The organism is Pseudomonas corni (genome assembly GCF_057128765.1).
The window spans coordinates 15,443-29,929 of record NZ_JBSKHW010000001.1 but is presented as its reverse complement, the minus strand read 5'-3'; the positions used below and the strand labels follow the sequence as shown (position 1 = coordinate 29,929).

General features: G+C 59.5%; 13 protein-coding genes. 5 read left to right on the top strand and 8 right to left on the bottom strand.

The genetic code is table 11. The features are described 5' to 3' along the window. Nucleotides 1-223 precede the first annotated feature (223 nt). A complete protein-coding gene (locus ACWKV9_RS00105) occupies nucleotides 224-1,120 on the bottom strand; it encodes a LysR substrate-binding domain-containing protein (protein WP_483834071.1) in 897 nt (298 codons plus the stop codon). A gap of 96 nt (nucleotides 1,121-1,216) precedes the next feature. Then, nucleotides 1,217-1,786 (bottom strand): TetR/AcrR family transcriptional regulator, encoded by a 570-nt coding sequence (locus tag ACWKV9_RS00100; protein WP_483834070.1) that lies wholly within the window; start codon nucleotides 1,784-1,786, stop codon nucleotides 1,217-1,219. Between the two features lie 94 nt (nucleotides 1,787-1,880). On the opposite strand from ACWKV9_RS00100, the gene ACWKV9_RS00095 reads away from it, so the two are divergent. After that, nucleotides 1,881-2,525, top strand: coding sequence for a glutathione S-transferase (locus ACWKV9_RS00095; protein WP_483834069.1), 645 nt, complete (start codon nucleotides 1,881-1,883; stop codon nucleotides 2,523-2,525). A gap of 41 nt (nucleotides 2,526-2,566) precedes the next feature. Here ACWKV9_RS00095 and ACWKV9_RS00090 read toward each other — a convergent pair whose 3' ends face one another. Further along, the gene (locus ACWKV9_RS00090) at nucleotides 2,567-3,331 is read right to left on the bottom strand and encodes a sulfite exporter TauE/SafE family protein (RefSeq protein ID WP_483834068.1); all 765 of its coding nucleotides are present in this window, start codon (nucleotides 3,329-3,331) and stop codon (nucleotides 2,567-2,569) included. Between the two features lie 204 nt (nucleotides 3,332-3,535). Between ACWKV9_RS00090 and ACWKV9_RS00085 the strand changes: the two genes are divergently transcribed. The 3 genes from ACWKV9_RS00085 (at nucleotide 3,536) to ACWKV9_RS00075 (ending at nucleotide 5,652) form a co-directional block, all read left to right on the top strand. Further along, nucleotides 3,536-4,459 (top strand): LysR family transcriptional regulator, encoded by a 924-nt coding sequence (locus ACWKV9_RS00085; protein WP_483834067.1) that lies wholly within the window; start codon nucleotides 3,536-3,538, stop codon nucleotides 4,457-4,459. A gap of 60 nt (nucleotides 4,460-4,519) precedes the next feature. Beyond that, on the top strand, nucleotides 4,520-4,864 hold the full coding sequence (locus ACWKV9_RS00080) for a cupin domain-containing protein (RefSeq protein ID WP_268797906.1): 345 nt from the start codon (nucleotides 4,520-4,522) through the stop codon (nucleotides 4,862-4,864). 245 nt (nucleotides 4,865-5,109) lie between these two features. After that, nucleotides 5,110-5,652 carry an MOSC domain-containing protein gene (locus ACWKV9_RS00075; RefSeq protein WP_483834066.1) on the top strand — a complete coding sequence of 181 codons (543 nt, stop codon included), beginning with the start codon at nucleotides 5,110-5,112 and terminating at the stop codon, nucleotides 5,650-5,652. 107 nt (nucleotides 5,653-5,759) lie between these two features. Here the strand turns inward: ACWKV9_RS00075 and mmsB are convergent, their stop codons facing one another. From mmsB to ACWKV9_RS00060, 3 genes are all read right to left on the bottom strand, one after another. Next, a complete protein-coding gene (gene mmsB, locus ACWKV9_RS00070) occupies nucleotides 5,760-6,647 on the bottom strand; it encodes a 3-hydroxyisobutyrate dehydrogenase (protein ID WP_483834065.1) in 888 nt (295 codons plus the stop codon). A 128-nt stretch (nucleotides 6,648-6,775) separates the two neighbouring features. Continuing rightward, nucleotides 6,776-8,302: a CoA-acylating methylmalonate-semialdehyde dehydrogenase gene (mmsA, locus tag ACWKV9_RS00065; protein ID WP_483834064.1), complete on the bottom strand. Its 1,527-nt coding sequence runs from the start codon at nucleotides 8,300-8,302 to the stop codon at nucleotides 6,776-6,778. Nucleotides 8,303-8,356: 54 nt separating this feature from the next. Further along, on the bottom strand, nucleotides 8,357-9,685 hold the full coding sequence (locus ACWKV9_RS00060) for an MFS transporter (RefSeq protein WP_483834063.1): 1,329 nt from the start codon (nucleotides 9,683-9,685) through the stop codon (nucleotides 8,357-8,359). Between the two features lie 270 nt (nucleotides 9,686-9,955). Between ACWKV9_RS00060 and ACWKV9_RS00055 the strand changes: the two genes are divergently transcribed. Further along, a complete protein-coding gene (locus ACWKV9_RS00055; RefSeq protein ID WP_483834062.1) occupies nucleotides 9,956-10,903 on the top strand; it encodes a LysR family transcriptional regulator in 948 nt (315 codons plus the stop codon). Between the two features lie 163 nt (nucleotides 10,904-11,066). Here the strand turns inward: ACWKV9_RS00055 and ACWKV9_RS00050 are convergent, their stop codons facing one another. Together ACWKV9_RS00050 and ACWKV9_RS00045 are read right to left on the bottom strand one after the other, a co-directional pair. Next, complete coding sequence (locus tag ACWKV9_RS00050) at nucleotides 11,067-12,281, bottom strand: cytochrome c (protein WP_483834061.1); 1,215 nt, start codon at nucleotides 12,279-12,281, stop codon at nucleotides 11,067-11,069. A gap of 11 nt (nucleotides 12,282-12,292) precedes the next feature. Further along, nucleotides 12,293-14,485, bottom strand: coding sequence for a xanthine dehydrogenase family protein molybdopterin-binding subunit (locus ACWKV9_RS00045; RefSeq protein WP_483834060.1), 2,193 nt, complete (start codon nucleotides 14,483-14,485; stop codon nucleotides 12,293-12,295). Nucleotides 14,486-14,487 lie beyond the last annotated feature (2 nt).

Below are 14,487 nucleotides of genomic sequence, written 5' to 3'. Positions count from 1 at the left end.
ACCTGTAGGAGCCAACTTGTTGGCGAGGGCTGCGATTGCGGTGTGTCAGCCAAAACGCTTCGCGAACAAGTTCGCTCCTACAGTAACGCCGACATCCAAGCTCCATAAGCGCCTGCGATCAACACGAACCTGTAGGAGCCAACTTGTTGGCGAAGGCTGCGATTGCGGTGTGTCAGCCAAAACGCCTCGCGAACAAGTTCGCTCCTACAGGGAGCGCTGCGATTCAAGCGGCATAGCCCGCCAGCTTCTGCTGGATGAAATCCAGAAAGCACTGAATCCTCAACGCCAGTTGTGAGTTGCGGTAGTACACGGCGTGGATCGGTTGCCGGTAGCCGCTGTTTGCCTCAGGCAGCAGGATTTTCAAGCGTCCGGTGCGGATGTCTTCGTGGGTCATGAAGTGCGACAGGCAGGCGATGCCCTCCCCGGCCAAAGCCAGTTGCCGCAGCGTCTCTCCGCTCGAAGCTGACAACGCCGGGTGTATGAGCAGGCGATCGCCATCGGCATGGCGCAATGGCCAGTGATTGAGCGATTCGGTCTGGGTGAAGCCCAGCAACGAATGCTCGATCAGCGCCTCAACGGACTTGGGAATGCCGTGCTTTTCCAGGTAAGCAGGGCTCGCCAGAATGTTCAGCGGGCTAGTGCCCAGCGAGCGCGCATGCAGCGTCGAGTCTGCCAGCGCGCCGATGCGGATCGCGATATCCGTACTCTGCTCCAGCAAGTCGATTATCAGGTCGTTGCTGTTCAATTCCAGCTGAACATCCGGGTACAACGCGCGAAATTCAGCCACATACGGCACGATGGAATGCAGCATGAACGGCGATGCCGCATTGATCCGCAGACGCCCGGAAGGCGCCCGTTGACGCGATGACAGGCGCTCCTCCAATTCCTCCATCTGCGCCAGGATATGCCTGGCGCGCTCAAGGAAGAATTTGCCTTCTTCGGTCAGGTCCATTCGCCGCGTGGTGCGGTTGATCAGCGTGGTGTCGAGCTTGGCTTCCAGCCGGGACAACGTACGGCTGATTGCAGATGGAGTCTGTCCTACCTGTTCGGCGGCGGCCGAAATAGAGCCACTTTCGATCACCGACACGAATACCTGCAACTCATCGGATCTGGCTTTCACTGTTGTCCTCCGCTCAAAACTGAGCTGGATATTAGCTTCGTTTTTCGCAAAAGCCAGAGCCCGCTTTAAACCCATGCGCCTGCATCAGGCGGTCGATCAGCCGGGCAGCAGTCCAGCTGATCTGTACGCCTGAACCGTTACGTCGAACACCGAGATATCACCACGGCCACGGGCGACCAGTTGCGCGCCCTCTATGGCTGCATAGATTGCCATCGCCTGACGCGTCTGCTCCTCAGGCGAGAGTTCTGGCCGGCACGCTTGGAGCACGCCGGACAGCCATTGCACGTTGACGTCAGTGAACGCACTGACCTCCACCCGTACTTCTTGCGGCAGGTCATCAAACTCGGCAGCCATGATTCCGCACAAGCACATGCGGTTGTCGTTAAGCAGCGCCGCGCGAAAGATGTCGGTGTAGCCCTTCATCCAGGTGCCGAGATCGTCCGACTCGGCACGTAACCCGTTCAGATAAGCCAGGCCATCCTCGGTGTAACGCTTGGCCAACGCGGCGCCCAAATCGCCTTTGGTGGGAAAGTGGTAGTGAATGCTCGCGCTCTTGATGCCGACGTCCTTGGCCAACTCACGAAAGCTCAAGCCGTTGTAGCCACGGGTCTGCACCATTTTCCGAGCGGTCGCCATGATGGTTTCCCGGGTATCAGTGATGGTCATGGAAAATTCTCTCTATCGGTAGATAGGCTTTGACAAGAGCAAAGCATTGCGCGCAGTGTATATCTACCACTAGATAGACAGCTACGGAGCTGACATGAAAATTTTCGACATCCCCGGTTTCCCCAACCCATTACGCATCCGCATCGTTCTCGCTGAGAAAGGCCTGGGCGCCGACATTGAGTTCATTAAGATTGATTTACCCGCAGCCGAACACAAGCAGCCCGCCTTTCTGGCGATCAACCCGTTAGGCACAGTACCGGTGTTGCAGATCGACGACGGCACCTACATTTCCGAATGCACGGCGATCACTGAGTATTTGGATAACCTGGACGGCAACCCAATCCTGACCGGCAAAACGCCGAAAGAAAAAGCCCTGATCCACATGATGCAAAAGCGCGCGGAATCCGAGTTGGCCGATCCGGTAGGCTTCTACTTTCACCACGCCACTCCGGGCTTGGGCGAAGGGCTGCAGCCGTACAAGAGTCCTGAATGGGAAGGCCGCATTGAGTGGGGCAATCGTCAGCGTGACAAAGCGGTCAATGGCATGAAGTATTTTGATCAGGTGCTCAGAACCCAGCCGTACATAGCCGGTGAAGCGTTTTCAATGGCGGACATTACTGTTCTGGCAGGATTGATCTTCGCCGGTTTCGCCAGCATTGCGATTCCGGAGGAATGCACCGCGCTCACGGCCTGGCAGGCGAAAGTCCAGGAACGCCCCAGCGTGAAAAACCCGGCCTGATCGCAGCTCGTCCTGTGCCGCCAGCGAATGGCGGCGCAGTGTCAGCCCGCAATAAAGAGATGCACGCCCAGCGCCGCCATGCCCACGAAGAACACGCGCTTGAACAGCAATGCGCTGATTCGCTGCCGCAACCATTGCCCGATCATCATCCCCAGCAACGCCGGAATCAGGGCCAGTACTGACGCCCCCATTTCGCCGCTGCCCAGTGCGCCCTGCCAGAACAGCCCCGCGCCCAGCGCCAGCGTGGAAACGGTGAACGACATCCCCAACGCCTGCACCAGCTCATTGCGATCCAGTCCGAGGCCCTGAATGTAGGGCACGGCGGGGATCACGAAGACGCCAGTCACCGAAGTCACGACCCCAGTGATGAACCCGCATAGCGGCCCCAGCCAGTATTCGGATTTGGGCGGCACCTTGAGGGTCGGCAGAAACAGGCCGCACAACGCGTACACCACCAACGCCCCGCCCAGCGCGCGCCCCATGGATTTGCCGCTGCCCACACCTAACCACAACGACGACAACGTCGTGCCGATGACGATCATTGCCAGCAACGGCCACAACCGTTGGATGAGACCACGCAAATGCCCGCCTGCTGCCAGTTGCCAGAGGTTGGTGAACGTCGACGGAATGATCAGCAATGCGGCAGCCTGCGTGGGCAACATAGCCAGGCCAAGCATGCCCATGGCCACGGTTGGTAGGCCCATGCCGATCATGCCTTTGACGGTGCCGGCCATGAGAAAGGTGACCAGGACCAGTATCGACAGGCTAAGCCCGAGGCTTTGATATAGCGCAAAGAGTGTGTTCATGGCGCTATCGTGCCTTGAACGTCGAGCGCTGAAAATCTGCCATATACTGAGCCAGCCTCAGCCCAGGACAGAACCACAGCCGAACCCAGATTTTTTTTGTAGGAGCGCGCTTGCCCGCGAATACGGTTTTGCTGCACCGAGTCCGTTAACTGACACACCTGTTCGCGGGCAAGCGCGCTGCTACAGATGATCCAGAGCCACGCCATGCACTTCGACCTGATCGACCTCAAGCTTTTCCTGCACGTGCTCGAAAGCGGCAACATCACCGCGGGTGCGGCGCACAGTCATTTGTCGCTGGCTTCAGCCAGCGCCCGCATTCGCGGGCTGGAATCATCCTTGGGCATCCCGCTGCTCGAACGTGGCCGCCGCGGTGTGACGCCCACGTCTGCCGGCAAGGCGCTGGCTCAACATGCGCGGCTGATCCTGCAACAGGTCGAGCGCATGCAGGTTGATCTCACCGATTACGTGCAGGGTTTCAAGGGTCAGATCCGCCTGCTGTGCAACACCTCAGCACTCAGCGAATACCTGCCCGAACTGCTTGCAGGCTTTCTGGTGAGCCATCCCAATATCGACATCAATCTGGAAGAACACCCCAGCCTGCGCATCCTGCACGCCGTACGCCACGGGACGGCTGACATTGGGATCATTTCCGACGCTGTCGATGCCACTGGCCTGCAAACTCTGCCGTTTCGCGCCGACCCACTTACCCTCATCACACCGCTGGATCATCCCCTTGCCGAGCAATCCACCCTACGTTTCGCGCAAAGCCTGGATTACGAATTCATCGGTCTTGGCGTCGCCAGTGCGATGGCGATCTATCTGGAGGAGCAAGCGTTGCACGCCGGTAGACGGCTGAAAATCCGCGTGCGCGCCGAAAGCTATGACGGCGTAATGCGCATGGTCGTGCGCGGAGCCGGATTGGGCATCGTGCCGCAGGCGGCCATCGAGCGATTTCAGGATTCGGCGCGGTTCAAGAGCCTTGCGCTCACTGACCCGTGGGCCGATCGCAGGCTGATGCTCTGCTCAGCGGATTTCAACGCACTGCCTGCCTATGCCAAGGCACTGGTGCGCGCATTGAATCCCGACATCGCGCTTATGGACATCCCAATGTCGAGCCCAGACAACTGACCACAGTGCGTCAGCCCTAAGGTGAACGAGCGCAAACTTTGCCTCTCACCTGGAGCTGTTATGTCTAAGCCGATCACCGTTCTTCGCGACACCACGCCCTTGCCTGTCGTCGACGCCTGCAAGTGGGAGCGCATCGAAGGCGAACCACACACCGTCAATCTCAACGCCTACACCAGCGAAGACGGCAGCAAGATCATGGGCACCTGGATCTGCACCCCTGGCAAATGGCGGGTGGAGTACGTGAAGTGGGAGTACTGCGATTTCCGCGAAGGCTATTGCATCATCACTCCGGACGGCATGGAGCCGATTCACCTGCGCGCCGGCGACATCTTCGTCGTGGAGCCGGGCATGAAAGGCACGTGGGAGGTGGTCGAAACAGTGCGCAAGTATTTTGTATTTGCCTGATAGCTCCACCCCGTACTTATCCAACTTCCCGCTGGAAAAATGGCTTGGTGGGAAAGGACTTCGTCGGAGGGAGCTTGCTCGCGATGCGGTGTGTCAGCCACACAGCGTCGTCAGAGTTGACCGATCGCGAGCAAGCTCCCTCCCACAATCCGGTCGGCTTTTTTGTCCTGAAAAGTTGGCAGGCCCAAGCGATGCCGCCTAGTCTCAGGCCTTCCGGTTTTTACATCCCGAGGTGCCCTGCAGCCATGAATGCCACCATCACCGCTGTCAGCCTTAGCCCCAGCCATACGTTCAGTAAACAAGCCGCCACGCAAATCACTCTGCTCGAAGGATTGGGCATCGAAGGTGATGCGCATTGCGGTGTCACTGTGAAGCATCGGTCCGACGTCGCCCGAGACCCGACCCGCGCCAATCTGCGTCAGGTTCACCTGATCCATGGCGAACTGTTCGATGAACTGCGCGAGCAAGGCTTTTCGGTTGACGCCTCCATGCTGGGGGAAAACGTCACCACACGCGGCGTCGACCTGCTCTCGCTCCCCGTCGATACCGAACTGCAACTGGGTGACGACGCGGTGGTACGCCTCACCGGCCTTCGCAATCCTTGTTCGCAAATAGACGGTCTTCAAAAAGGGCTGCTGTCGGCAGTGGTCGAGCGCAAACCCGACGGCGAGGTGATTCGCAAGACCGGCGTCATGGCCGTGGTGATAAAAGGCGGGGTGGTGCGCAAGGGCGACGAGCTGATCGTGAAACTCCCGGCACTGCCCCATAAAAAGCTGGAGCGGGTTTGACCGCAAGCGCCCAACCTGTAGGAGCGAACTTGTTCGCGAGACGTCCTTGCTGACTTACCCAATAGCCCGCCTCGCCAACAAGTTGGCTCCTACAGAACAGTGGTGGATCAGCCCTGTTTCAGATACGCCGCAACGATCGCCGAGAAATCCTTGCCGCCGTCGCCCCGCAAACTCATGGCTTGATACAGCTGCTGCGCGACAGCGCCGAGGATGACCGGTTGCTTCGCGACTTTCGCCGCCTCGGTCGCCAATCCCAGGTCCTTGAGCATTAAGTCGGCGCCGAAACCTCCGGTGTAGCCGCGCGATGCAGGCGCCGTTTCGACAACGCCAGGCCAGGGGTTATAGATTTCCGAACTCCAGCAACGGCCAGTCGAGCTGTTGATCACGCCCGCCAGCACATCGGTGTCGATACCCAGACTATTGCCCAAAGCCATGGCTTCGGCGACGCCGATCATGGAGATGCCGAGCAGGAGGTTATTGCACATCTTGGCGATTTGACCGGTGCCCAGATCGCCACAATGGACGATGTTTTTGCCCATCTGCGCCAGTATCGGTTTGAGCCGCGCGAAGTGTTCGGTGCTGGCGCCCACCATAAATGTCAGTGTGCCGGCCTGCGCCCCACCGGTGCCACCCGAGACCGGCGCATCCCCAAGCGTGACACGTTGCCTGGCGGCAAGCGCTGCAATGTCTCGAATGGTCTGCGGATCGATGGTGCTGCAATCCACTGCTGGCACCCCGGAAGCGATGCCCGCCAGTACGCCATCTTCATTCAGGTAAACGCTGCGCACATGAGCGGCGGCGGGCAGCATGGTGATGACGAGCTCGGCGCCCTGGGCCGCGTGTTTGGGCGATTCGGTGATGCGTCCGCCCAGTGCTGAAAGGTCCGCCAGCACCTGCTGATTGAGATCGAACAGATTGAGGTCATGCCCGGCCTTGATCAGGTTTCGCGCCATGGGCGCGCCCATGTTGCCCAGGCCGATGAATGCGATTTTCATTGTTGTTTACTCCACGAAAAGTGACGCCTTTGTAGGAGCGCGCTTGCCCGCGATTACGGTGTATCTGAGTTATCAATGCTGGATGACACACCGATATCGCGGGCAAGCGCGCTCCTACAGTCAAATCATCATTTCAAATTGATGGTGGTGTTCACCCCATCATTGACGCTGTCGTCGTCGAACCAGCGGCTGGTGACGGTCTTGGTCTGAGTGTAGAACTGCACCACCTGCTTGCCATACGGCCCCAAGTCCCCCAGCTTCGAACCGCGCGAGCCGGTGAAGCTGAAAAACGGCACCGGCACCGGGATTGGGATGTTGATACCCACCTGACCGATATCGATTTCACTCTGGAATTTGCGCGCTGCCGCACCGCTCTGAGTGAACAACCCGACGCCGTTGCCGAACGGGTTAGCGTTAACCAGTTCAATTGCCTGATCCAGCGTATCGACCTCCAGCACCACCAGCACCGGGCCGAAGATTTCCTGAGTGTAGATCTGCATCTGGGTGGTCACGCCCGTGAACAGCGTAGGGCCGACGAAATTGCCTTCTTCGTAACCCGGCACGCTGATGTCGCGGCCATCGAGTTCGAGCGTGGCGCCCTCTTTCACGCCGCTGTCGATCAAATCCAGAATCCGCTGCTTGGCACGCCTGGAAATAACTGGGCCGACATCGGTGCCCGCTTCGCTGCCTGCGTTGACTTTCAGCTTCTGCGCCAGCACTTTCAAATCCGGAATCCACTGCTTGGCAGCGCCCACCAACACCACTGCCGAGGTTGCCATGCAGCGTTGCCCCGCTGCCCCGAAACCTGCGCCCACCAAGGCGTTGAGCGTCTGCTCGCGGTTGGCATCCGGCAGCACCACCGCGTGGTTTTTCGCACCCATCATCGATTGCACGCGCTTGCCGTGCTTGCCCGCAAGGTCGTACACATGAGTGCCGACCGCCGTCGAGCCGACGAAGGACACCGCCTTGATGTCCTTGTGAGTGCAGATCGCGTCAACCACTTCCTTGCCACCGTGGACGACGTTCAACACCCCGGCTGGCACGCCGGCTTCGACGGCCAGTTCAACCAGCAGCATGGTCGACATCGGGTCCTGCTCGGAGGGCTTGAGCACGAAGGTATTACCGCAGGCGATGGCCATCGGGAACATCCACAACGGGATCATGGCCGGGAAGTTGAAGGGCGTGATCCCCGCGCAGACACCGATTGGCTGACGCAGCGTGTAGGTATCGACGCCACCGGCGACGTTTTCCGCGAATTCTCCCATCTGCAACGTGCCTATGGAGCACGCGTGCTCGACCACTTCGAGGCCGCGAAAGATGTCGCCCTCGGCGTCGGCGATGGTCTTGCCCTGTTCAGCGCTAAGGACCACGGCGATGCGTTTGGAGTGCTCACGAATCAAGGCTTGCAGCTTGAGCATGATGCGCATGCGCGCGCCGATGGGGGTGTAGCGCCAGGTCTTGAATGCTTCTTGTGCCGCGGCAACGGCTGTGTCCACTTCAGCGGTGGTTGCAAATGGCACCTGCGCCAGCACCTGCTGGGTGGCGGGGTTGATGACGTCGAGCCATTCGCTGGTTTGCGAGTCGATCCACTCGCCATTGATTAGCAGTTTCACGCGAGCCACGGTGGTGTTGTTTTTATTCAGTGAGGCGTTCATTTCAGCTGTCTCCAATCAACGCGGCAACCCCTGAGAGCGCCGCCAAAGGATGTGTCAGGAAGGTTTGAATCGTGGCGGGTCACGCTTCATCAGCGCCGTACAGACCAATGCAATCAGCGCCATGCCCAGCAGGTAGACGATCACGTAATGCGGGCTGCCGCCGCCGACCGCCAGCAATTGGGTGGCGATCATTGGCGCAAATCCGCCGCCCAGCACACCGGCCAGCTGCACCGATACCGAGATGCCGCTGTAGCGAATTTCCGCCGGGAATTGCCGGGCGAACAGCAGCGATTCCGGTGCGTACAGAATTGGGAACACCACACCGACTGCCAACACCATCGCCCACCAGACCAACTGCGGTTCTCGGGTGCCGAGCATGGCGAAGAAGGGATAGATGAACGCGCAGAGCAGAAGAAGCCCGGCGAAATACAGACGCTTCTGACCGACCCGATCGGAAATCGCCCCACACAGCGGCATGGTGATCAACGACAGCGCTGCGCCTGCGGTGATGGCGTTGAGGATGTCGCCACGGGGGATTTGCAGCTGATTGGCGGCGTAAGCCAGGGCGAACGTCACCGACATATAGAACCAGGCGTTCTCGGCCGTGCGCGCGCCGATGATGGTCAGGGTTTCCCGTGGGTGATCACGAAACACTCGAAACAGCGGCACTTTGACAGCGATGTTATCTTGCTTGAGCTTCTCGAAATCGGGCGACTCCGGCACTTTCAGGCGGATGACCCAACCGACGCCCAGCAACACGATGCTGGCGAGAAACGGCAGGCGCCAGCCCCAACTGAGCATGTCCGCTTCCGGCAGTTTCGCGACCAGGCCCATCGCCAGCGACGCCAAGACCAAACCAGCGCCAACACCCGTCTGCGGCAGGCTGCCGTAAAAACCTTTTTTGCCTTCCGGGGCATGTTCAACGGCCATCAATACCGCCCCGCCCCACTCGCCGCCGACCGCCATACCTTGGAGGAAGCGCATCGCGACCAGAATCACAGCAGCCCAGTAACCGATCTGCTCGTAGGTGGGGATCAGGCCAATGATGATCGTCGGAATCCCCATCAGCATCAGCGTGAACAGCAGCATCGACTTACGACCGATCCTGTCGCCGAAGTGACCGAACACGATCCCGCCCAATGGGCGTCCGAGAAAGCCCACCGCGTAGGTCGCGAACGCTGCGAGCACACCGATGATTGGATCTAGCGCGGGGAAAAATATCTTGTTGAAGATCAGGGCGGCAGCGGTGCCGTAGAGGAAAAAGTCATACCACTCGATAGTCGTGCCCGCCATGCTGGCAGCGCCGGCCAGTCGGTAGGATTTGGCTTTCTTTGCAGGGCTGGCGTCGAGTACGCCGGGGCCTGCGGTTATCGCGTTCTTCATAAACTCCTCCGCTTATTATTGTTGTGCAGGGTGTTATGGCGTGTGGGGTGGTGCGGTTTTTTAGGTGCGTTGAGCTCGATTATCAGGTTGTTTCGATTCCCTGTAGGAGCGCGCTTGCCCGCGATTTGCGTCGTGTCAGACACGACTTCGGCACAGATACACCTCAATCGCGGGCAAGCGCGCTCCTACACGTCTGGTTTGGATCACAGGTCGCATTGGAGTATAGATGTGCAAACTTCTAATAAGAACGCACATAAAAGCAGGTCCAACATGCAAAAAAACATCACGTCCTTGAGCACATTGAACTGGGACGATTTGAAGTTTTTCCTCGAAGTCGCCCGCACCCGCAAAGCCAGCACGGCCGCAAAAAAACTGAGCGTCGATTACACCACTGTGTCCCGACGCATCAATTCGCTGGAAACTTCACTGGGCACATTGCTGTTCGAGAAGTCGCGCAATAACGGTTTTATCCTGACCGCCGAAGGTCAGCGTTTGCTGGGGTCTGCCGAGTCCATCGAAAGCACGCTGCACATGGCCTGCGAACAGGTTTCCGGTTCGGGAGTGGCCTTGTCAGGGCATGTGCGCATGGGCTGCACGGAAGGTTTCGGCAGCTTCTTCATCACGCCGCAGCTGAGTCATTTCACCGACGCCTACCCCGCCATTTCGGTGGACATCCTGCCACTGCCGCACTTCATCAGCCTGTCCAAACGCGAGGCGGACATCGTCATCGCGTTGGAGCGCCCCGAGCACGGCCCGTATGTGTGCTGCAAATTGTGCGATTACAGCTTGCGGCTGTATGCGACCCAGGACTACCTCGACAGCCACGCGCCGATCAAACGGGTCGAGGATCTGGCCGATCATCCCTTCGTCAGTTACGTCGATGATCTGGCGTTCAGCTCGGAGCTTCTATACCTGAGCAACTTGCTGCCCGGCGCCCACGCGACACTGCGCAGCACCAGCGTCATCGCCCAGTACGTAGCAGCTTTGCAGGGCCGGGCGCTGGCGATTTTGCCGTGTTTTCTGGCGGCGCAGGATTCAAGGCTGCTGCCGGTGCTGGAGGCGGATGTGAACATCACCCGGCATTTCTGGATGTACTGTCGCGAGGATTTGAGGAAGTTGAAGCGGATTACGTTGCTGTGGGATTACATCCGCGAAAGCACGGATCAGAACAAAGCGTTTTTGTTGGGGGAGACCAAGGTGATGGGGTTTCTGGATTAGCCGGACGGTTCGTGGCCTGATCTGACGCCTCGCGAACAAGTTCGCTCCTACAGCATTAAACCTGTAGGAGCGCGCTTGCCCGCGATGAGGCAGTGTCAGTCACCTCATTCGGTGCATGACTACCTGAATCGCGGGCAAGCGCGCTCCTACGATCGCGTGACGATCAGTGCAACGCATTCTCCCGATTCTTCGCCACATCCGCCGGCTTGACCTCACCATTGCTCTGTCCAAACCGGCGCAACACGAAGGTGCTGACCGCAGCCAGCTCGGTGTCGTTGTAAGCACGGGCAAAGTTTGGCATGCGCTGGTCAGCGCGCATGGCGGTTGGCGTGTGGCCTTCCAGCAGTGTGGCGATCAGGTTGGTACCCTTCGGGTCGTTGACCGTTTTGAGCCCCATCAACATCGCAACCGGTGATTGATTGCCAGTGCCGTCCGCACGGTGGCAAGACGCGCAAGCGTCAGCAAAGAGCTTGTGGCCCAGCGGACTGCTCGCTTGATCGTTGATCTTTGCGGCTGGGCGGGCAATGCCTTCGCTGCGAGCAGGAGTCGATTTGAGGTAAACAGCGATCGCCTTCAGGTCGGCTGCGTCCAGGTAACGCAAGCTGTGCTCGACCGCGTCAGCCATAGGCCCGCCCGCCCCGCCGTAACCCGGTGCATAACCTTGGCTCAAGTAGCTGACCAGCGATTCCTCTGGCCAGGCGCCAATCCCGTATTGGTTGTCGGAGCTGATGTTGTAGGCGCGCCAGTTACCCAATTCACCACCGGCAAGCGAATTGCCCTTGCTCATCGCCTGGAAGATATTGCGCGGGGTGTGACATTCGCCACAGTGCCCCGGCCCTTGCACCAGATACGCCCCGCGGTTCCATTCCTGTGACTGTTTGCTGTCCGGCACGAAGCGCTCGTTGGAAGCAAATAGCGCGTTCCAGAAGAACATCCCCCAACGCTGATTGAACGGGAACGACAAGTCATTCTCGGGCGGCTTCTGGTTGATCGGCTCCAGGCTGAATAGATACGCCTTGATCGCCAGAATGTCTTCGCGGGACATCAGCGTGTAGGACGTGTACGGGAACGCCGGGTAGTAGTGCTTGCCGTCCTTGCCAACGCCTTTTTGCAGCGCGCTGACGAAGTCGTCATCGGTCCAGTTGCCGATCCCGGTGTCTTTGTCGGGCGTGATGTTGGGCGAATAGATCGTGCCAAATGGCAGCTTGAACGACAGGCCGCCCGCGTAGGGTTTGCCACCTGGCGCCAAGTGACACGCGACGCAATCGGCTGCGCGCGTCAGGTATTCGCCCTTGCTGATCAAGGCGGGGTCGGCGGCCTGCACCGACAATGCAAAAGCGGCACTCACGACAGCGAGCGCATAGTTAAACGTTTTCATGACTGCGCTCCTCAAACAGTGAAATAGCCGAAACGGCTCAGTGGCAAACGGCGCTCACGCACATTGGTCGCGGCGTACAACGCGTTCACCAATGCCGCAGCGGCAGGCACTGCACCCGTCTCGCCAACACCGCCGGGGCTTTCGACGCTCGGCATCAGGTGTACCTGAACCGGTGGCGCGTCACTCATGCGGATCTGCCGATAGGCGTGGAAGTTGTTCTGCACCACTTGGCCTTTTTCAACGAGGATTTCGTTGAACAGTGCCGCCGACAGCCCGAACAGCGTGCCCCCTTCCATCTGCGAGGCAACCGAAGTGGGATTATTGGCGAAGCCGCAATCGACCACTGTAATCAACCGCTTGATGCGAAAGCCCTTCTCCCCCTGCATTTCCAGCTCGACTACGGTGGCGACAAAGCTGCCGAACACTGCGCTGACCGCGACACCGCGCCCCTGCCCCTTGGGCAGTGGAGTTTTCCAGTCGGCCAATTCGGCCGCCTTTTGCAACACAGCTCGCGCACGGGGCTGCGCTTGCATCAGGCTCAGGCGGTACTCCACCGGATCAGCCTTGGCGTTGTGCGCCAGCTCATCGATGAAAGATTCGATCGCGTAGGTGCTGCGCAATGGGCCCACACCACGCCACCAAGAGACCGGAATCGCTTCCGGGTCCTGGCGGATATAGCGCACTTGCAGGCTGTTCAGCGCGTAGATCGGGTCAATCGCTACCTCGACCGCATCGCCATCTACGCCGTTCTCGGGTAACTGTCCGAGGTAAGCGGCGACCACGGAAGCGCCAGCGATACGGTGCTCCCAACCGACCGGGCGCAAATCCTTGTCCAGCGCTGCGTTGATCCGGTCGACATAGTGCGGACGATATTTGTCGTGGGTCATGTCCTCTTCGCGGCTCCAGATCAGCTTGATCGGGTAGCTGAGCTGGCGAGCAATGTCCACGGCCTGAAAGATGAAGTCCGACTCCAGACGACGGCCAAAACCGCCGCCGATGAGCTGGTTGTGGATAACTACTTTCTCCACCGGCATGCCGCTGATTTTCGCCGCACCCATTTGCGCAAAGCCCGGCGCCTGGCAACCGACCCACAGTTCGCACATGTCAGGACGCACGTGGGCCACGCAGGTCATTGGTTCCAGTGGCGAGTGCGACAAAAACGGCTGCTGGTAGACCGCCTCGAAATGGCTTGGCGCGCTTTTCAGCGCAGCGGCGATGTCGCCGGTCTGCTTGGCGAACACGCCGTCTTTGGAGCTGGCATCCAGCAACGCCTGATCCAGCTGAGCCGAATCAATGCCTGCGTGCGGACCCAGGTCCCACTCGATTTCCAGCGCCTTGAGAGCCTGTTGGCAGGACCAGAAATTGGTGGCTGTTACCGCAACAGCGTTGTCCAGCCGCACGACGTCACGAACGCCCGGCACTTTACGCGCGGCCTCGTCCTTGACACTGCGCAACTTGCCGCCCACCACCGGACAGGTCAGTGAGGACGCAATCAGCATGTCCGGAATTTTGAGATCGATGGTGAACAGCGCCGAGCCATTGACCTTGTTCGGCGTGTCGAGACGTTGTGCCGGGGTGCCCAGCAGTTTGAAATCTGCGATGAGCTTGAGCGGAACATCCTTGGGAATCGGCAGCGCGGAAGCCGCTTCGACCAAATCGCCGTACGCGGCCTTCTGCCCGTTCGGCCCGATGATCTGGCCGTTTTCGGCGTGGCACTGACTCGGCGCGACGTTCCAGCGCAGGGCTGCGGCTTGAGTCAGCAATACACGGGCGCTGGCGCCAGCACGACGCAGTGGCTCCCAGGTGTAGCGCGTCGAGGACGAACCGCCAGTGGCCTGAAACTGCAGCAAGTTGTCGGTATAGAGGTCAGCGTTGGGCGGCGCTTCTTCGATCGTCACTTGGCTCAGAGGCACTTCCAGCTCTTCAGCCACCATCATCGCGATGCCGGTCTGCACGCCCTGGCCCATCTCGATTTTCGGCGAGATCACCGTCACTCGACCGTCGCGGCCTACGCGCACAAAAGCGCCAAAGCCGGGGGACGCAGCATCACCCAGACGCGCTGCGCTGACGGTTTCGGCGGCAAAACTGCGGGTCACCAACGGCGGCAACCAGGCACTGATCAGCAATCCGCCCAAAGACAGCGCGCCGCCCTTAAGCAATCCGCGCCGCGACACCGACACGGTCGATCGATTGGTATTAGTCATGG